Annotated in this window: 19 protein-coding genes; 9 read left to right on the plus strand and 10 right to left on the minus strand. The window is 49.9% G+C overall.

The window, feature by feature from the left end; genetic code table 11:
* The first annotated feature begins 2 nt into the window (after positions 1-2).
* Genes HKT17_RS05380 through HKT17_RS05395 form a run of 4 tightly spaced genes read left to right on the plus strand, consistent with a single transcriptional unit; the run spans position 3 to position 5801 of the window.
* Positions 3-602: an SLATT domain-containing protein gene (locus tag HKT17_RS05380; protein WP_171098413.1), complete on the plus strand. Its 600-nt coding sequence runs from the start codon at positions 3-5 to the stop codon at positions 600-602.
* Positions 603-655: 53 nt separating this feature from the next.
* Positions 656-3937: a type I restriction endonuclease subunit R gene (locus tag HKT17_RS05385; RefSeq protein WP_171098414.1), complete on the plus strand. Its 3282-nt coding sequence runs from the start codon at positions 656-658 to the stop codon at positions 3935-3937.
* 25 nt (positions 3938-3962) lie between these two features.
* On the plus strand, positions 3963-4715 hold the full coding sequence (locus tag HKT17_RS05390; protein WP_205882509.1) for a M48 family metallopeptidase: 753 nt from the start codon (positions 3963-3965) through the stop codon (positions 4713-4715).
* 15 nt (positions 4716-4730) lie between these two features.
* Complete coding sequence (locus HKT17_RS05395; RefSeq protein ID WP_171098416.1) at positions 4731-5801, plus strand: endonuclease NucS domain-containing protein; 1071 nt, start codon at positions 4731-4733, stop codon at positions 5799-5801.
* On the opposite strand, the gene HKT17_RS05400 is transcribed toward HKT17_RS05395, so the two are convergent.
* The 3 genes from HKT17_RS05400 to HKT17_RS05410 all read right to left on the minus strand — a co-directional run bounded on the left by HKT17_RS05400 (position 5802) and on the right by HKT17_RS05410 (position 7952).
* Positions 5802-6239, minus strand: a complete 438-nt coding sequence (locus HKT17_RS05400; RefSeq protein ID WP_205882510.1) for a GFA family protein — start codon at positions 6237-6239, stop codon at positions 5802-5804.
* A 43-nt stretch (positions 6240-6282) separates the two neighbouring features.
* On the minus strand, positions 6283-6987 hold the full coding sequence (locus HKT17_RS05405; RefSeq protein ID WP_171098420.1) for a hypothetical protein: 705 nt from the start codon (positions 6985-6987) through the stop codon (positions 6283-6285).
* A gap of 68 nt (positions 6988-7055) precedes the next feature.
* Positions 7056-7952 carry a LysR family transcriptional regulator gene (locus HKT17_RS05410; RefSeq protein ID WP_171098422.1) on the minus strand — a complete coding sequence of 299 codons (897 nt, stop codon included), beginning with the start codon at positions 7950-7952 and terminating at the stop codon, positions 7056-7058.
* 102 nt (positions 7953-8054) lie between these two features.
* Here HKT17_RS05410 and HKT17_RS05415 point away from each other — a divergent pair, with 102 nt between their 5' ends.
* Positions 8055-8924, plus strand: a complete 870-nt coding sequence (locus tag HKT17_RS05415) for a sterol desaturase family protein (RefSeq protein WP_171098424.1) — start codon at positions 8055-8057, stop codon at positions 8922-8924.
* A gap of 16 nt (positions 8925-8940) precedes the next feature.
* Here the strand turns inward: HKT17_RS05415 and HKT17_RS05420 are convergent, their stop codons facing one another.
* The 5 genes from HKT17_RS05420 to HKT17_RS05440 all read right to left on the minus strand — a co-directional run bounded on the left by HKT17_RS05420 (position 8941) and on the right by HKT17_RS05440 (position 14138).
* The gene (locus HKT17_RS05420; protein ID WP_171098426.1) at positions 8941-9531 is read right to left on the minus strand and encodes a TetR/AcrR family transcriptional regulator; all 591 of its coding nucleotides are present in this window, start codon (positions 9529-9531) and stop codon (positions 8941-8943) included.
* 5 nt (positions 9532-9536) lie between these two features.
* Entirely contained in the window at positions 9537-10367 is an 831-nt protein-coding gene (locus tag HKT17_RS05425) for an SDR family oxidoreductase (RefSeq protein WP_171098429.1), read from the minus strand.
* Between the two features lie 60 nt (positions 10368-10427).
* Complete coding sequence (locus HKT17_RS05430; RefSeq protein WP_171098431.1) at positions 10428-11657, minus strand: oxygenase MpaB family protein; 1230 nt, start codon at positions 11655-11657, stop codon at positions 10428-10430.
* 55 nt (positions 11658-11712) lie between these two features.
* Positions 11713-13794 carry an FkbM family methyltransferase gene (locus HKT17_RS05435; protein WP_171098433.1) on the minus strand — a complete coding sequence of 694 codons (2082 nt, stop codon included), beginning with the start codon at positions 13792-13794 and terminating at the stop codon, positions 11713-11715.
* Positions 13795-13898: 104 nt separating this feature from the next.
* Positions 13899-14138: a DUF2798 domain-containing protein gene (locus HKT17_RS05440; protein WP_171098435.1), complete on the minus strand. Its 240-nt coding sequence runs from the start codon at positions 14136-14138 to the stop codon at positions 13899-13901.
* Between the two features lie 120 nt (positions 14139-14258).
* Between HKT17_RS05440 and HKT17_RS05445 the strand changes: the two genes are divergently transcribed.
* On the plus strand, positions 14259-14729 hold the full coding sequence (locus tag HKT17_RS05445; RefSeq protein WP_171098437.1) for a ribonuclease H family protein: 471 nt from the start codon (positions 14259-14261) through the stop codon (positions 14727-14729).
* Here the strand turns inward: HKT17_RS05445 and HKT17_RS05450 are convergent.
* Positions 14654-16357 (minus strand): acyl-CoA dehydrogenase family protein, encoded by a 1704-nt coding sequence (locus tag HKT17_RS05450; RefSeq protein WP_371815429.1) that lies wholly within the window; start codon positions 16355-16357, stop codon positions 14654-14656. The genes HKT17_RS05445 and HKT17_RS05450 overlap by 76 nt on opposite strands.
* 162 nt (positions 16358-16519) lie before the next feature.
* On the opposite strand from HKT17_RS05450, the gene HKT17_RS05455 reads away from it, so the two are divergent.
* Both HKT17_RS05455 and HKT17_RS05460 read left to right on the plus strand, forming a co-directional pair.
* Entirely contained in the window at positions 16520-16843 is a 324-nt protein-coding gene (locus HKT17_RS05455; RefSeq protein ID WP_171098441.1) for a hypothetical protein, read from the plus strand.
* Between the two features lie 74 nt (positions 16844-16917).
* The gene (locus HKT17_RS05460) at positions 16918-17121 is read left to right on the plus strand and encodes a YjfB family protein (protein ID WP_171098443.1); all 204 of its coding nucleotides are present in this window, start codon (positions 16918-16920) and stop codon (positions 17119-17121) included.
* 24 nt (positions 17122-17145) lie between these two features.
* On the opposite strand, the gene HKT17_RS05465 is transcribed toward HKT17_RS05460, so the two are convergent.
* Positions 17146-17751 (minus strand): TetR/AcrR family transcriptional regulator, encoded by a 606-nt coding sequence (locus HKT17_RS05465; protein WP_171098445.1) that lies wholly within the window; start codon positions 17749-17751, stop codon positions 17146-17148.
* 127 nt (positions 17752-17878) lie between these two features.
* Here HKT17_RS05465 and HKT17_RS05470 point away from each other — a divergent pair, with 127 nt between their 5' ends.
* A complete protein-coding gene (locus HKT17_RS05470) occupies positions 17879-19021 on the plus strand; it encodes an acyl-CoA dehydrogenase family protein (RefSeq protein WP_240965909.1) in 1143 nt (380 codons plus the stop codon).
* Positions 19022-19199: the final 178 nt, after the last annotated feature.

A 19199-nucleotide genomic window follows, 5' to 3' on the forward strand; every position in this document is an offset into this window, starting at 1 on the left:
AGATGAATAAATCAGATTTACTTCAGAGCATCGCGGAAAAAGGCTATGACGTTGGTTTTGGGGCAAAAAAGCACTTCGCTACCTATGACATTATCGAAAAGGCCCCTGGGCTGATTAGCTTTTCATCTATTGCATTTGGTATTTTCGCTTTGGCATTTAATGAACTCTCAAGTGCTTTAACCTCTGCAACGTTTATTGTTTTAGGAGTTATCGGGCTATATATCAGCCTGAATGATCAGATGAAGGCTTCGTATGAGCAGGCTGGTGTCGCATTGACTCAGCTTTATAACGAACTGAAAGCGCTTTATTTCAAAGTCAAAAATCTGGAAGAAGATGCCGATTTTTCAAACATGCAGGAACTACTCTCCGATATTGAAGACCGATTTTATTCAGTGAGTATCAGCAAGCAAATTTTGTTCAGCAACTGGTATGCGCATTACAAATTTTATTGGGAACATCAAATTCACTGGATAGACGAGCAGCTAAAGTTCGGTTTTTTTCGGGATAAAGTACCGCTCTCTCTTTGGATGACAGTACTCATTTTTATTGTCGGTTCGATATGGGTATTTTCAGATGTTGCTGCAATAGTTTGTAATTCGTAAAAATCACAAATCAAAGCCCAACTCGGGCATCAAGTGTTGAAGAGAGCAAACGAATGACGCAATATACACCCAAATTTCAGGAGGAATACAGCGCCAAGTTACCAGCACTGGCATTGTTGACCAATCTTGGGTGGTCGTTCCTGTCTCCTGCGCAAGCCCTGGCCGCGCGTGGTGGTAAAACCGATGAGGTGGTTTTACGCCAAGTGCTGCGCGGTGAACTTAAAAAGCGCATTTTCACCTTTGCTGGCAAAAGCTATCCACTCTCTGAAAAAGCCATCGACAACCTGGTTGCCGAGGTGTGCAGCCCTGCACTTAACGAGGGTCTTTTAACTGCCAATGAGCGCCTTTACAACCATTTGTTATACGGCATCTCGGTTACTGAGTTTGTGGATGGCAAAAAGGCTAACCCAACAATTGCTTTGATCGACTGGCAGAACCCTGCCAACAACAGTTTTGTGTTTAGCGAAGAATTTACGGTGACCCGTTCAGGTGCTGTTGATAGCCGCCGCCCCGATATTGTGTGCTTTGTGAATGGCATTCCACTGGTAGTAATTGAGGCCAAGCGCCCCAATGGCAATGCCAAAAAAGGCCCCACCATTGAGGAAGGTATTTCGCAAAGCCTGCGTAATCAGCGCCATGATGAAATACCTTTGTTGTTTGTCTATACACAAATGTTGCTTTCCATAAACGGCAATGAAGGCCGTTATGGTACCTGCGGTACTCCCGCCAAGTTTTGGGCTGCCTGGCGTGAAGAAGACATCGCTGATGTCGACATGTTTGCCATTAAGAATAAAAAGCTGAATGGCGAGCAGCTGGCAAGCCTGTTCAGCCACCGGCCTGCAAAAGATCTCGATTGGTATAAAAGCCTGACTGATGGGGGCGAGCTTGCTGTAACTGGGCAAGATCAATTACTGATCAGTTTGCTAAGCCCAGCCCGGCTGTTGGAAATGACTCGTTACTTCACGCTGTTTGATAAAAAGGCTGGCAAAATCGTAGCCCGGTATCAACAGGTGTTTGGCATTAAGCGGCTGATTGAACGCATCAATACCCGCAGCAGCAAGGGTGGCCGTGAAGGGGGCGTGATTTGGCATACCACAGGTTCGGGTAAATCATTCACTATGGTGTTTTTGAGCAAGGCACTGATTCTGCACGAAAGCCTGAAGCAATGCCGTATCGTGGTGGTAACAGACCGGGTTGATCTGGAAACTCAGCTCAGCAAAACCTTTGCCAGTGGTGGCGAGCTGGCAGGTAAAAAAGACAAAGAAGCTGCAATGGCTACCAGCGGCAAACGCCTGGCTGAACAAATTGGCAAGGGTACAGAGCGAATTATCTTCTCGCTAATTCAGAAGTTTAATACCGCCACCAAAATGCCGGAATGCGTGAACCACAGTGCTGACATTGTTGTGCTGATTGATGAAGGCCACCGCAGCCAGGGCGGTGAAAACCACATTCGTATGAAGCAGGCGCTACCCAATGCCGCTTTTGTTGCATTCACTGGCACGCCACTGTTGAAAGACGATAAAACCACCAATAAGTTTGGCCCCATTGTGCATGCTTACACCATGCAACGCGCAGTGGAAGACGAAGCCGTTACCCCGTTGTTATACGAAGAGCGCATTCCCGACCTGGATGTGAATGAAAGGGCAATTGACAGTTGGTTTGAGCGAATTACCGAGGGGCTTACCGATGAGCAGAAGGCCGACTTGAAGCGCAAGTTTGCCAAGAAGGGCCAAGTGTACAGTGCGGATGATCGTATTCGTTTAATTGCTTTGGACATTGCCAACCACTTCGCAAAAAATATCGACGAGGGTTTAAAAGGACAGTTGGCCTGTGACAGCAAGGCCTCTGCCATCAAGTACAAAAAATACCTGGATGAAGCGGGCTTGTTTGAATCGGCCGTAGTAATGAGCCCGCCAGACAGCAGAGAAGGTAACACTGATGTAGATGAAGCCACCGCACCAGAGGTGACCAAATGGTGGAAAGACAATGTGGGTAGCCAGGACGAGCAGGCCTACACCAAACAACTGATTGAGCGCTTTGACAAAGACGATTTGCTGAAGATTTTGATTGTGGTCGATAAGCTGCTTACTGGCTTTGACGAACCCAAAAACACGGTACTTTACATCGACAAACCGCTGAAAGAGCACAGCCTGATTCAAGCAATTGCGCGGGTAAACCGATTGCATCCAAAGAAGAAATTCGGATTGCTCATCGACTATCGTGGCATTTTGGCCGAGCTGGACACGACGATTCAGAAATACCAGAATTTGGCCTCGCGTACTCAGGGTGGTTATGACATCAATGATCTTACTGGCCTTTACAACCAGATGAGTACCGAATACAGGCGCCTGCCACAACTTTACAAGCAGCTGTGGACCATATTCGATGGCGTAAAAAACAGGAACGACATTGAGCAACTGCGCCAAGTTCTGGTCCCCAAAATCGAAGAACGTGACGGTGAGCTGGTTGACGTGCACTTGAAGGTGCGTGAGGACTTTTATGAAGCGGTTACTGCCTTTACCAGTTGCCTGAAGGTGGCGCTGCAATCAGCCACGTTTTTTGAAGATACTAGCTTTAGCGATCAGGATCGCAACCACTATAAGGAAACTGCAAAGCAGTTTTCCAGCTTGAGACAGCTTGCACAGCAAGATGCTGGCGAGAAAATCAACTACGACGTGTATGCCGAACAGGTGAAAAAGCTGCTTGACAAGCATGTGGTGGGTGTAGAGATTAAAGAACCAAGTGGTGTATATGAAGTGGGCAAGATGGGTAAGAAGCAACAGCCGGAAGACTGGAGCGAAGACAAAACCCGAAACGAAACCGACATCATCAAAACCCGTGTCACCCGCATGATTGAACAAGAGCTGCAGGATGACCCTTATGCTCAGGAGGCGTTTTCAAAATTGCTGCGCCAAGCAATTGAGGAAGCGGAGAAACTGTTCGACCACCCATTGAAGCAGTACATGCTGTTTCGTGAGTTTGAAACGCAAGTCCAAGAAAGACGCTTGATCGATATTCCTGACGCCTTTGCTGGGAATCGACATGCTCAAGCCTACTTTGGTGTATTCAAGAAAGTGTTGCCGGAAGCTTTGGCTGTACTGGATCAGCAAGCGCAAGACAAGTGGGTCAACGTAGCCTTTGAAATTGACCACGCGGTAGGAACCTCTGTCGCTGAGCACTCTATCAACCCGCAGAATATTGAAGCGGATATACGCAAAAAACTACTTCCCCGTATGTTCCAGGAATGCAAAGCAATTGGTGGCGGCATGGATCATGCAAAGAAGATTGTTGAGATGATTGTTCAAATCACTCGTGTTGGTTTAAACGGGGTTTAAGCTGTGCTTGAACGGATATAAGTAGATGAATGTGCCGATTAAACCTACAGGTCAAACCATGAGTTTTCACTACGGTGAAGAGCAGATTACTTTTGAGCGAGTGAAGCGCCTGCATGCCAAGGGAAAGGTATTAATCAAGGTTCATCCAGATTGCAGGGTGATTGTGTCGAGCCCCGAGGATGCCTGTAACGAAGAGGTTCTCTCCGCCGTAAAAAAGCGTGGCCGTTGGATACACGAGCAACTCAGAGATTTTCGTAAAAAACTAGAGTTCATTTCCCCACGCCGGTACGTCAGTGGCGAAAGCCATTATTACCTGGGTAAGCAGTATGTACTGAAAGTGGTTGAGACATCTGAGCAGGTTGAGAGTGTGAAATTGCTACGCGGTAAGTTGGAAGTATCTGTAAGAACAAAGGGTGCCGATAGAGTTAGAGATCTGTTGACTGAATGGTACAAATCAAGAGCCAAGGAAATTTTCTACAGGCGATTAGATGCTTTGTTGGAGCAAGCGCTTTGGGTGGAGGTGCGACCATCACTGCGTATACTAACTATGCAAACCCAATGGGGTAGTTGCTCACCCAAAGGCCGAATAACCCTTAACCCGCAATTGGTTAAAGCGCCTCGTGAATGTATCGATTACGTGATTTTGCATGAGCTTTGTCATATCGCTGAACACAATCACAGTGAGAGGTTCTATCGGCTGATGAGTCAAGTAATGCCAAAGTGGGAAAGAACGAAAGAAAGCCTGGATGGGATGGCTAATCTCATTTTCTCAGCGTAAACATTGGAGAGACTTATGGCGGTTCAGCACGGCATCTGGAAAATTGGCGAAAAACCTTTGCCTTTGGTCTCGATCAAGTTGGATAGCGAGGCACTGTTAGAGGAGCAGATCGTCCGTGACATTTCCATTCTTAATAGTGGTTGGATGTTGATCGGTCGCCAGATTTACACCGATTTCGGCAAGTACATCGACCTACTTGCTATTGATGCTTCCGGCTCCATCATTATCATCGAATTGAAGAAGCACAAGACGCCAAGAGACGTCGTGGCGCAGACGATTGACTATGCCGCTTGGGTAGAACAGTTGCCATCAGAGAAGTTTGTACAGATTTATTCAGAGTTTGCTGAAAAGCATGCTTTTAGCGTGAAGAGTTTTGATGAGGCGTTTAAGGTTAGGTTTGGGGCCTCGCCCGTTGAAGAAGAGATTAACAGTTCTCACCAAATGGTAATTGTTGCCGCAGAATTGGACGCAAGCACCGAGCGCATCATCAATTACTTGAATGACACAGCAAGCATTGCGGTCAACGCTGTTTTTTTCTCTGTTTTCCGTGACGGAGAGAGTCAATATTTAAGCCGTTCGTGGATGATCGATCCTGTCGAGACCGAAGAACATGCTGTTAATACTCGCCAAAAAGGTGATTGGAACGGCGAGTTTTACGCGAGCTTTGGCGCTGGGCCAGGAAGTAGAAGTTGGGATGATGCTATCAATCATGGCTTCATCTCTGCTGGCGGTGGACGTTGGTACAGCAAGACGTTATTCATGCTGAAGCCTGATGACCGTGTGTGGGTAAATATTCCCGGCTCTGGGTATGTGGGCGTAGCAAAAGTAATTGGTCATGCTCTGATGGCTGATGAATTTCTTACCCCAGATCTAAACCTGAATGGAATATACAACCTTGCCGCAGATTGTGGTGAGGACGAGGCTGAGTACTTTGTACCCGTTTCATGGCTTTACAAAGTAGGACATCATCAAGCCGTAAATGAGGTAGGGCTGTTTGGCAACCAAAATTCTGTTGCCAGGCCACGTACACCAAAATGGGATCACACTGTTAAGAGGCTCAAGGCCTTGTGGAAGATCGGTTCCTGATTACTTCCCTGGCCTGAACGGTGGTGCTTTGGGAAACTGAAATACACCTGCAGGAATTTCCGTCTCGGGTGCCTTCTCGCTGGTCCACACATGGGCCATGGGGTTGAATTCAAAGGGTGGCAACAGTTTGTCCGCAGCCACACCCAACAGGCCAGTCAGTGCATCCACTGTGGCGTAAACAAAATCGTTGCACTGGCTGCATCGGCGGTATTGCTTGGGTTTGCCTGAGCCGCCTGTCATGTCAACCGCCAGAAATTCGCCTTGTGCGCATTGCTCTTCAGCTCTGAAAAAAGCGGCTTTCGCATACGGCATGCCGCTCACGGTTTGGCAATCCCGACAATGACACACCAACTGTGCGACTGGCGCTTGGGTAAAGCTGACAACCAATTGGCCGCAGTTGCACTGTGCGCGGAAGGTGTTGTTCATTAATGCATTCATAGGTTGGGGGGATTGATTCACGGAATCGGTCATATGGTATCCATTATTTCTTATCGACTTGAAATGGAGATAATTTACTGGGTGCGGGTACTGTCCATTCTATGAAGCTACGAACCAGCTTGAGAGAAATACCTGAAGCAGCAATTAAAAAGCAGAATAAGATGAATAACCAAGGGCTATCGTAGCTAAGCAAATACTTGTCGACTAGTGATTTATTTTTTGCGACTTTTGACTGCTCGAAAATTCTTGCTTGCTTGATTAGTTCTTTGGAATGCTGCTCGGATATCTTTTCGTCGGTGATCTCATTTAAGTGATGTTCGAAACTGCCTAGGTAAAGAGTGGGTGCGATTCCTTGACTGATTTCTCTTGCTACGGCGCAGACAAACTCATGACTTGCATTAATAAGCGTTGGTGATCGATCTTTAAAATTGTCACAAATTGGCATCAGGAGTTCTTTATTTGCAGTAGTGAACGCTGTCTCTGCCTTCGCCAAAGATATTGTTGCCTCGTGATCAAGATAATCCAGTCTAGTTCGTCCAGCAAATGTGAGTAGGCCGACTAAACCCACAGCAGTCAGAATTTCAGCGATAAAAATAAAGCCCTTTAAATTATTTCCGTTCAGCCAGAGTTGTCTTACAGGTCGATATATACAGATTGATATCACTGTTATCACCAAAAAGATAAATAAAAAACCCTTCAAAGGCGATGAAAGTAGTGCAATAAAGTCGTTTGGATTAAAGAGGGTCATAGTTAAATGTGAAAATATGATTTCAAAGTTCTTACTTCTTGTTCAATCGAGTGATGCAATTGATGCCACTAAATCACAGCCTGTTTAAATTGCGCAGTGGCGTAACTGGCCACCGGCGAGCGCACGCGATTACCCAAGCTGACGATTGAAATATTCGAGAACAGTTTTGGAAAGTCGATGATGTCCAGCATCACGAGTTGCTGTTTGTCTATCCATGGTTTCGCGGCCAGGTCTGTCGATGCCACCACCGTGTTGGTGTTCACCGCCAGTTGATGCAACAAATTCACGTCGTCACATTCCAGTGCCAGTTGTGGCAGGTTTCGATTACTTTGTTGAAGCAATTGCCCCAGGCCAGCCTTGAGTGGATCAGGCAACTTCACTGAGGCAATACCGTATTCCCATGCTTGCTCAAAAGTGTGCGTGCCCTTGGCCAGTGGATGACCACACCGTGCATACAAGTGGCCATACTGCCGCATCAATGGTTCGATTTGCAGGAAGGGCACGGTGCCAATGTCGCCGGTGTCAGCGACAAAAAACTCAATTTCCTCTCGCACCAGCATCGCAAGTAATTCCGCAGGGCTTGCAATCTCTGTTTGAAGGGCGACTTTTGGATATGCGTTACGAATGTTTTCAATGACACTGCGCGCCAGTGTGGCGCAGGGAAAAGGGCCTACACCAAAGGCGAGTTCACCCACTTCGCCTCGCTGGTATAAATGGATGTCGCGTTGAACAGCGCGTGCTTCCAGTATCAACTGCCGGGCGCGGTCAATCAAAAACTGGCCGGCTGGTGTGGGGCGTATTTCACCACTTTTGCGTTCAAACAGAATCAGGTTGGTTTGCCGTTCCAGTGCCTGAATGCTGCGGCTAAACGCCGGTTGGCTAAGGTGGACTTTGTCAGCGGCTTTGGCGAAATGTCGTGTGTCGTCAAGCGCCAGCAAGTGCTCAAGCTGGTTGAGGTTCATCATTGTTAATGCACTGGTTGCATTGAAAGTTCACTGATTATGCATTGGACGTATTCCTTGCACAAGGGTAAATTCTGCCCATGGTCGAATCAACGGAGACACCAGATGGACCCCATGCAGTTTCAGAACATTCTGATCGGTAGTGCGATTGTGGGTTTCGCATTGATGGAGTTTGCAACCCGCCGATATCAGGCCACGGTCAAGGCCACTGCAAATGACACCAAACTTGAGCTGTTCATGTTTGTCAGTCTGGTGGCCATCACCCAACCGCTTGCAATTTTGACCACACAGCACGCGGGGCAAACGCTGTTTCCGCAGTGGCAAGATGCCTTGGCGCACTGGTCGTGGTGGGCCATGTTTGGCGTGCTGCTGTTGGGCGACGATTTAACTCAGTATTTGTGGCACCGTGCATCGCATTCGCCTTTGTTGTGGCCTTTGCACCGTGCGCACCATTCCGCGCAATACATGAGTGTGCGAATGACCTTTCGCAACAACTTCTTTTATTACCTGATGATGCCTGGCCTTTGGATTGCTGGTGCCTTGTTGTACCTGGGTTTTGGCGGATGGGTGTATGTGACGTATTTAAGCTTGAAGCTGACCATTATCTTAGGCGCTCACTGTTCATGGCGCTGGGATGAGCCGCTGTACAAAATCAAGGCGTTGCACCCGGTGATGTGGGTGGTCGAGCGAATCATTTCAACGCCGGCCACACATTGGGCGCACCATGCCTTGACCAACAAGGATGGCATTGGCAATTACACAGGCAATTTCGGCAACATGCTGTTTTTTTGGGATGTTATTTTTGGCACGGCCCACATCACGCGCAAATACCCGGAGCACATTGGTTTGATGGATGATCGCATTCACGGGCAAGAACATTGGACACACCAAATGTTTTACCCTGTGGTGCACTCCAGGCGTGCGGATTCCGCCTTGCGGTTTGGCGGCACCATTTACGACGAAAACAAGCAGTAATCAGTGATGGTGTTGATCAGGCATTCAAATAACTGATCACCATTTCAATCAGTTCAAGTGTCAGTTCCTCATCGGTGATGAATGGATTGGGCTCGCTGATCGCACGAATCATGGTGAACACGATTGAGTTGGCAATGACAAAGCTGCGAATGTGAAGCCGTTCAGGGTTGTTCGCCAGTGGATTTTTCAGCAGGTACATCCGCATGAAGTCGAGCAGGGTGTCTTGAAGCAGGCGCACTACGTTGTGTGTGGGCAGCTTGTACCAGTTGCGCACCAGTTCAATCGCAAGGCCATCATCAGCCCTCAAGAAGGCCATGCCAAACCGCACCGAGCGGTCCACCATTTGACGAAGGTCGGTGGTTTTTTCCAGTACAAGAGCATTCAAGCCTTGTTGAAGATTGAGCGTGACATCCTCCAGCAATGCTTCAACCAGATCCTTGCGCGAATCGAAATACTGATACAGCGACCCCACGCTGACACCGGCCTGTTCGGCCACATGGTGTGTGGTGAATTTGTCCATGCCATGTTCACGAATGGCCTGTGCCGTAGCCTGAACAAGGCGTGCCACCAGTTCTTTGGATCGCTGTTGCTGCGGAATTTTGCGCATGGGTGTCAGAACTTTCCGATATAGAAGTCCCGCTGAATTTCATCTGCCCGAGCCGGGTTGTTGGCGTACTTCGCAAAATCGGAAACACCGGTTTCACGCAGCACTTCTTCATCAAGCCACGACACCTTCGAAGAAAAACGACTGCGCTGGTTGATCAACTCAAAAGCGGCATCTGCCATGATTTCGGGCTTGCGCGACACGTTCAAGCCTTCTTCGCCGCTGAACATGCCCACCGCAGCTGTAGCAATCAAGGTGGCAGGCCACAATGTTTTGACTGCAATTCCTTTGGCTTTCACTTCTTGCTGGAAACCCATGCTGAGCAGGGTCATGGCGTACTTGGTGGTGGTGTAGGGAATGAACGCACCCAGCCAGCCTTCATCCAGGTTCAAGGGCGGGCACAGATTCAGCACACTGCCTTTGCTCGTTTGAAGGTGTGGCAGGCATTCACGCATGGTGATCAGGGGCGCGCGGGTATTCAATGCGTGCATCAAGTCGAATTTTTTCGTATCGGTGATGCCCAATTGCGTAATGCCAAGAAAGCCGGCGTTGTTCACCAGCAAATCAATGCCACCAAAGTGTTGCACAGTGTCCTGAATGGCACGCTTGGTTTGTTCTTCATCGCGCACATCGGTTGCTATCGGCAGGGCTTTGCCACCGGCTTCAATCACTTCCTGCGCCACGGAATGAATGGTGCCAAGCAGTTTCGGGTTAGGTTGGTCTGACTTTGCGGCAATAGTAATGTTGGCGCCTTCGCGAGCCAGCCGCAGAATGATTTCCCGGCCAATGCCACGGCTGCCGCCGGTGATGAACACTGTTTTATTCGTCCAGCTTCCCATATTGCCCCGCAAGGTTTAATTCAAACGAGCGTTCAGTTTAATACGACTTATTGTTCGTATTCAATTCGCGTTGACAGAAACTGGGGTGTTGGGCTGATCGGCTTGTCGCTGTTGAAGTTCTGCAACGGCAATTTCTTGCGCTTTTCGGCCATGCCTTATCAACCGTGCCCACTGCCCGGGAATGATTCGCCCCAGTGCATGATGCGCAACACGGGCAGGCACAGCCAACAGCGCAATGAAGGGACCGAAAGGCGCGCGTAGCCCCAGTTTGTGAAACATGCGTGGCCCCAGCAAATACCAGGATGAACTCAAATGCTTTTGATGTGCATAGTGTTTGCGAAGTGTTTGAAGGCTTGCGTAGTTGCGGCTTAAAGGCTCACCAGCCAAAGCGCTGGTCAAACGGTGCGTGGATTCATCAGGTGGTGAATGGGTGAATAGAAACTGGCGAAGTTTCACCAGTGCCTGCTGTTCTGTGTCCACGAGCCATTCTTCCCTCACACCCATTTGCCAGCCGATCAGTTTCCACAGTTGCATCACCGCGCGTGAATTGCAAGGGGTGACCACAATGCCAATCTTCCTCAGGCCCAGCAGCATGACGGCGCTGAACCCCAGGTACGTTGCAGCCATGTCCACCTGGTTGATCGGCAAGCCCCATTGGTTCGAGTCCCAATTTGGGCTGTTTCTTAACTGGTGGCGAACCAAGGCATGCATCCAACGCACCCGCAATGTGGCCAAGGCGCCAGGCCCGCCCGCGCAGTTGGCGTTTGGATTGACCACCTTTAGCCACCACTGAGCGGTGCTCGCCAGCCTGGGGGCCGCACCTTTTTCAAGTTCACCCGTGAGAATTAGGGTTTTGTTGAAGGCCACCATCAGGTAGCCGCCCATCAGCGCCATGTCGCGCAACACATCGGTGGCAGCCCGCCCAGTGCTATGAATGAATTGCACGCCATCTTCGATCAAATTCCTATCTACCCAAGTTGGGTTTGTGCAGGTCGATTTCAAAAGGGTTTGCAGCGCGTCGCTGCCTTGAAATTCAGATGGCTTGGGCGAATGTAGAGCTTGGTGAAATTCTCGCCAATCTGGTTTTTCGGAAGATTGTTCAATGCGAGATTGAATGTAACGATCCATAACTGGGTCGCCGTCAAAAAGGCCGTGGTGCAGTTTTGCGTATTCTTCGGGAGTGGGAGCAAATGGCCTGCCCAGCAGTTGGCGAATGGGCCATGGCGTCTTGATCTGCGTGAGCTGGAATGGTCGAAGCCTTGTGGGGGCAGGATAATCAATCGTCGTCATGGAGCAAAAACACGCAGTGTGAATACCCCAGACTAAAGCGAATTTTTAATCGCATTCAAGTCGCATTTTGAAACCAGCGCTTGGCCATGGCGATCATGTCGAACTCGTAGCGATAAAACACGTAGTCCTGAGCCATGAGATCCTGTTCCAAAGCCTGCAGTTCTTCTGCGTTCAGGTTCACGATTTCAAGGTTGATGATGGTGGGTCTGAATTTCGAGAAATCGAGTTGTTTGAATACCGTGTAGTCGTAGCCTTCGGTGTCGATCTGAAACACGTCGATATTGGCCAAAGGGTTGCGCTCGATCAGGGCCATCAAGGGCATGCACTGCACCTCTTCCACAGTGACATATTGTTGATAGTCTTTCAGTTTGGTGTCACTGAAGGTGGACATGCCCTTGAGCCAGTCAGGCAGCTTGTGCTTCACTATCACTTCAGGTGCAATTCGATACAGATTTTTGGTTTCCACCTGTTCTGTAATTGCAACGTTTTCAAACACGAGGCCGGTACAGCCTTGGTAATTGTTGCGTGTGCGTTCCAGCATGTCGGGCAGGGGTTCAACCAACACACCGTGCCAGGCAAAGTTGCGAATGAAGGGGTGAATGGGGTCATAGCTGACACCGTCCATGGCTCCCACTTGAAGAAACTGAACCGGTTTTTTTTGCTGGCTGATGGCCAGAAATGCATCGTTGGGCGTGGAATAGGGAAGTTGGCCGTGGCGTTGTTGCAGTTCACGTTTGTAATCCGCGTAGGCCCCAGCAGCATGCTTCTGGTTGGTGACCACCCAGGTTAATGCGTGCTCGCCGTGATTCACATCCATTAACTGGTCGGGTGCTGTGCTTGCAAAGCGGATTCCCCATTGATGTTTGAGCGATTCGTGGTGGCAGGCTGACAGGGCAATCTGATCGAGAAACCAGAGTGATTTTCCCTTTCGCAAATTGTCTTCAATAAATGCCACCACTTGGGCAATGTAACGCTGCGCAGCCGGTGTGTTGTTCAGGTACACCATGCCAGCGGCCACATGCTCCCAGAACGGTGCAGCTTTGGGTTGGCAAACAATCACATCGCTGTTGCTGGCCAATTTGCCCATGCTTTCTTTCCAGGGTTTGCGCCACAGGGCATCGGCATCCAGCAAAATGACTGGCGCGTTGAAGTGCGAAAGCAAAGCCTGGCTGGCTGCAAACCGCCGGGTGGCGAATTCCACCACCTTGGTCGGTGATTTCAAATCGATTGTTTCCTGCGCTGCAGTAATTTCAAGTTGAGGATACTTTGCAGCCAAGTCGCGTACGTATTTCACAACGCTGGCATTGGGGGTGTACAGATGAAAGTGAACAAGCACATTGTCGTGGTTGTGTTCAAGCACCGAGTACACCAAAGCCAGGGCATGTTCATAAAAATATTTGTCGTCACAGGCGATCAGCAGCGTGGGTTTGCTGCGGTGGTTTTCTGTGGGTTTGACCAACCAGTGGTAGGGAAATTCGGGTTTGTTTGAATTGGCGGCTTGCGCCAGGCTTGCGAAATCGACAGGCTCGTCGGGTAGCGCACCCAGCTTGTACATGCAGGCCATGCTCATCAGCTTGATCAGCGAATTGTTTTGATGTGCGCCAGAATCGACCAGCTTCAGCAGGTAGGGCAATGCCTCTTCATAGCGTTCCTCCATGGTGTACACCATGGCCACAATTTGCTGAAGATGTGGCGAAGTGTCGACCACTTTTTCATTTTTACGAACCAAGGCCATGGCTTCGTCAATTTCACCAATGCGATAAAGCACCTGAATGGCGTTGATCAGGTATTTCACACTGGGCACTTTTTGCAGCATGCGCATAAGCCCGTCGCGAATCCCTTTTTTGTAAGCCGCGGGCATTGGGGTTTGAATGCCGTTGCGGTGCTTGTCCATCGACAAGTGCGATTGCGCAATCAGCATGATCATTTGTTTGAGTGCCAGGTCTTTGGCAGGCGAAAGCCCAGACTGGAGAACATGCAAGGTTTCGGCACACTGCACTGGGTCGCAGGAGTTGGTGTCGATCAGTGAGATCAGTGTGTCTTTTGGAATTTTCCCGAACTCATCAAAGAAATAGGTTTTTACCAGACTGTCGCGGTAGTACTGGTGCATTTCCTGGGTGCGCTTGAATTCCGTCACGTGCTGGGCTCCTGGCCTGTAACTTGGGTTTTGTTAACCGCAAGAATAAACTCAGCTTAAGCTCAGTCAAAACCGGAGGAAAGGGGGAATGCTGGTTCAGTGCATTAGTTCAGCAGTTGGGCCGTGATACGCCGTGCAATGGGGGCCAGCAAATAGATGGCGGGCACCGCAGCCAGGTAACCAATCAGGTATGTTTTTCCCCACGTGGCCAGAAAGTTACCGCCGAAGCCAAAATTGCTGGCGGTGGTGACGAAAGTAACGATACCCACCATGAGAAATCCCATGATGAGTGCAAAGACTAGTTGGAACAATTTTCCGGGTTGGGCTTGGGGTAAGGCGTTCATGTTGTATTGTGGTGGTGCTCGAATTTGGGCATTTTAGCGACAATTGCTGGTGGTCACCCTCAGGGTAAACACCCTCACTTTTGTGGACAGATTGGTCTTTTTGAGAAGGGTGTGGTCTTCATGGTATTTCGGGTGGCCCCGGAAAATCGAACTGCGGCGGTGTTTTACGTCGGGCGGCATGTGTTGGTGGATGCCTCAGGTGCGGGGCAGGGGCGCTACTGCATGGCAGCGGTGTGCATGGAGAATGGCGAAGTGTTGCATTTGTACAGTGCACCCTGTGAAGCCTCCAGCTCGGTGCTGGCTGAGCTAGAGGCCATTGAATGGGCCGTAAGGCTTTGGCCCAATGCCATGGTGTGGAACGATTGCATACCCGCGATTGAAGCATTGTTAAGCCAGCAACCCGCCTTGGCGGGTAGATTGTTTTGGCCCACACCCCGCATGCGAAAGCCCTTTCACGACATGGTGCATAGTCTGTCGGTCAGGGCTCGGAGTGTGGCCACCTCAGCCCAATGGAATTACGCTTTCACAACGCCTGGGTCGGCTCGTTCAATGATCGATTTCACATTCACGCCTTTGGGCAAGGCGCCATAGTTGTGGTGGCCTTGCGCCGCCAGGCGACTGGCGCAAAATGCTTCGCTCACGGCTGCGGGTGCATGGCGCACCAGCAGCGATGCCTCAAAAGCCAACGCCATTTGATCCACCATGGTTCGGGCGCTGTATTGCAGGTCATGCATATCGGTCGGGTTTAACTGCATAAATTGTTGATTCAAGCCATCCAGGTAGCGGTCAAGAATGGAATTGCCACCCCGTGCTTTGTTCAATTCTGCATTGAAGGCCATAAGCACCGCCGGGGTTTTGCCGATGGCGCGAAGTACATCCAGGCATTGCACGTTACCGCTGCCTTCCCAGATTGGATTGATCACACTTTCGCGGAACAGGCGCGGGTAAATCGAATTCTCCATCACGCCACTGCCGCCAATGCATTCCATGATTTCATAGCTGTGTTGCGGAGCGCGTTTACAAATCCAGTATTTGCCCACAGCGGTGGCCAGGCGGGCCAGGTGTGCTTCATGCTCGTCGCTGTCTTTTTTGTCCAGCGCTCGGGCCATGCGCATGGAAAAGGCCATGGCACCTTCGTATTCCAGCTGCAAATCGGCCAGTACGTTTTGCATCAACGGTTGATCGATCAGCTTGGCGCCAAACGCCGCGCGTTGTTTGCAATGGTGAATGGCATTGGCCAGGCCCGCACGCATGAGGCCCGCCGATGCACCCATGCAGTCAAAACGGGTCAGGCTCACCATCTCGATAATCGTGGGCACACCGCGACCTTCATCGCCAATTAGCCAACCCTGCGCACCGCGAAATTCCACTTCGCTTGAGGCATTGGATTTGTTGCCCATTTTATCTTTCAAGCGAATCACATTCAGTGCGTTTTTCGTACCATCGGGCAACCAGCGCGGCACGGCAAAACACGATACGCCTGCGGTGGTTTGCGCCAGTATCAAAAACACATCGCACATGGGGGCAGATAAAAACCATTTGTGCCCCACCAGTGAATACATTTGCCCGGCACCTGGCTGGTTCACAGGAGTGGCCATTGTGCTGTTGGCCCGCACATCCGAGCCGCCTTGTTTTTCGGTCATGCCCATGCCCACAGTAATGGACTGTTTTTCATCGATGGGCACGTTGCGCGGGTCGTAGCCGCGATTCAATATTTTCGATTCGAAAATGGCAGCCACTTCAGGCTGTAAGCGAAAGCTTGGAATGGAGGCAAAAGTCATGGTGACGGGGCAGCCGTGCCCGGCCTCCACCTGGCTTTGCATGAATGCCTTGGCACCGCGCACCACATGTGCGCCCTCGCGTGGGTGGGTCCAGGGCTGGCTGTGCAGTCCTTCCTCAAGGGCTGATTTCATGAGCTCATGGTAAGCACCGTGATAGCGCACGGAATCGACCCGGTTGCCAAAGCGGTCATGGGTGTCCAGCTCAGGGGTGTATTTGTTGGCCAGAAAACCCAGCTCCAGGTATTCCGGTTTGCCACACTTTTCGCCAAAAGCGGCAATTTCAGACACGCCCCAGGCGCCACCCTCGCGCTTCACACCTTCGAGCAGGGCGGCATCGGTGGTAAACAGGTTGTAGCTGTGCAATTCGTTGGCAACATTCTGTACCTGGTGGGTCTCGCCCACGATTGGGCTGGCTTGCAATTCTTTGGCGGTTTTCATGGCATTCATCCCTGTCATTCTTGGAGTATTTTCTAATAATTACTCAATTTAATCATAAATGCAAATACTTGTAATTAATGGAGTGAAATTACATCCATTCAGTGCTGGTTTTCTGTACAGCGCTATGGTAGAACGAAGGTGTGCTCACCACGGAGAAACACCATGGCAACAACGCATCAAGTTGAAATTGATCTGAACACCCTTGTGATGCTGGTCAATGAAGTTGCCAAAGAGGACCCGCTTGATTATGGGGACTTGGCCGTGGATGAAATGGCGCTGCGCCATTCCTGTTGCCTGGGTGCGCTGAATATTCTTCAAAATGCAGCCATGTTTAAGGCTGAAGACCTGATCTATGTGCTGCTCAGCTCCATGGCGAAACTCATTGAAGAAAACGTGTTGTTGCATGCGCAGAACGTAGAGCGTGGCGAGCAAATTCGAAGCGAATTGGTGGTTCAAATACTGGACTGTGCCAAGAAAGGGCACTGAAACCCAGGCCTGATAAAGCACTCAAGTTTCAGCCCAGGCTGCCGTTATCAAAGTGACAGATACGGAGAAAAACAATGGATGTTTCCCCAGCCGCCATGGTGAATGCCACGGTACAGATGCAGCAAGCGCAATCGATTCAACAGGGTCAAATTGCGGTGTTCAAGAAAACCATGGACATTGCCGAGTCGTCTGTGGCGCAGCTGATCCAGTCTATTCCTCAGCCACCCGCGCTGGCCACCAGTGGTAATTTGGGTACGAAATTGAACGTGTACGCCTGAACATCAGGCGCCACGTGACTTTGGTCACGCTTTGGTGGCCAGCATCAAGAAGCTTTGTTTTGCGGCCTGCTCAAGTTGTCTGCGACTAAGGCTTGGGTCGTTGTCCTGAGCCAATTGTGAAACCAGCCCATGTATTTGAACGACGATCATGGCAGCTCTCAACTTGTATTCTGCTTTGCTGATTTTTGGCTCCAGGCCGTAAATCAGTTTGAAAATCTCTTTTCTTTCCCGGGCGTACACAGCCTCGACCAAACGCGCTGCAAAAGGCAAGCGGTTTGACAAGGCATAGATTTCTGCCAGCACACCAAAGGTTTCAGGCCGACGAATTTCAATCAGAATCAAATCAATGATCGTTTTAAACCGCTCAAGCTGGCTTTTGTCGCTCATCGCATTCATCACTTGCGCAACCGCAGCCTGGTAGTTGTCCATCACATAGATCAGCAAGGCCTCAACCAGCGCTTCCTTGTTGGTGTAGTAGTGCTGCACGGTGCTTAGCGAAATACCCAATTGGGTAGCCACGCCGCGCATACTTAACCCTGCATAGCCCTCGCTGGCCAGTATGGCCTGTGCGGTGCGCAGTATTTCCTGCGAGCGAATGTGACCTTTGTCGGTGGTGGCGTGTGTATTCATGTGCGTACTTTAACTCAAAAATTACCCCCAATATTGACCTCATTGTTGACAAACAGGTCACGTGACCTATAATCGATTCACTGCAACCGGTCGGTTGACCTATAACTTTGAGAGTGTGAAGAGACAAATGAGATACCCCAAGCCCAGCTGGATGAATTCCGACCTCGAACTGTATCGTTCCAACATCCGCCGTTTCGTTGAAACCGAGATCAAGCCCAATCAACACAAGTGGGCCAAACAGCAACACGTTGACCGTGAACTTTGGACCAAGGCCGGAGAAATGGGCTTGTTGTCGGCAGATATCCCCGAGGAGTACGGCGGTGCCGGCGGCGATTTCACGCACATGGCCGTGTTGTTTGAAGAATTGGCCTACAGTGGGGACCGTTCATTCGGTGTGCATGTGCATGCAATTGCAGCCCAGTACATTTTGAACCACGGCACTGAGGAACAGAAACAATACTTCCTGCCCAAGATGGCCAGCGGCGAAATGATTGGCGCGATTGCCATGAGTGAACCTGGTGCCGGTTCAGACTTGCAGGGCATTCGCACCAGCGCGGTGAAAGAGGGCAATCACTATGTGGTGAATGGTTCCAAGATTTTCATTTCCAATGGTTACCTGGCCGACGTGATTATTCTGGTTACCAAAACTGACCCAAGCGCAGGCGCCAAAGGCACCACGTTGATGTTGCTGGAGACCAAGAAAGCCGAAGGTTTCAAGGTAGGTCGAATTCTTGAAAAACTTGGCCAGAAAGGGCAAGACACCTGCGAGTTGTTCTTTGACAATGTGCGCATTCCAGCCCAAAACGTATTGGGTGCTGAGGGAATGGGCTTCATGCAGCTAATGGTTGAGTTGCCCTACGAGCGTTTGATGCTGGGTGTGGGCGCCATGGCTGCGATTGAAATGGCCATTGAAATTACCCTGGAATACACCAAAGAGCGTAAGGCCTTTGGTAAATCCATTTTCGAGTTCCAGAATACCCGCTTCAAAATGGCTGAACTGAAGTCTCAAGCGGTGGTGGCTCGAGCTTTCATTGACAATTCGATTGAGAAACTGGTGGCTGGTAAGCTGGATGCGGCGACTGCATCGATTGCCAAATTGCATTTGAGCGAGCTGGAATGCAAGGTGATTGATGAATGCTTGCAGTTCTTTGGCGGTTACGGTTACATGATGGAGTACCCGATTGCGCAAATGTACGCGGATGCCCGCGTTCAGCGCATCTATGGTGGTTCTAGTGAAATCATGAAAGAGATCATTGCCCGTTCGCTTTAAGCTGTTTTGACTTAGAAAAAGCCCGTCGATTGACGGGCTTTTTTTATTGACGCGCTGTTGATCAATACTTGAACGATTATTGTGTTAAACATAATTAACAAAGTTTAGTAACAATCTTCGAATCTGAATATCCCGTCTCCGTGTATGACTTGTATCCGAAAACTTACAGGTGTACACA

Source organism: Limnobacter sp. SAORIC-580 (genome assembly GCF_013004065.1).
In the GTDB taxonomy this organism is placed as follows: Bacteria; Pseudomonadota; Gammaproteobacteria; order Burkholderiales; family Burkholderiaceae_B; genus Limnobacter; species Limnobacter profundi.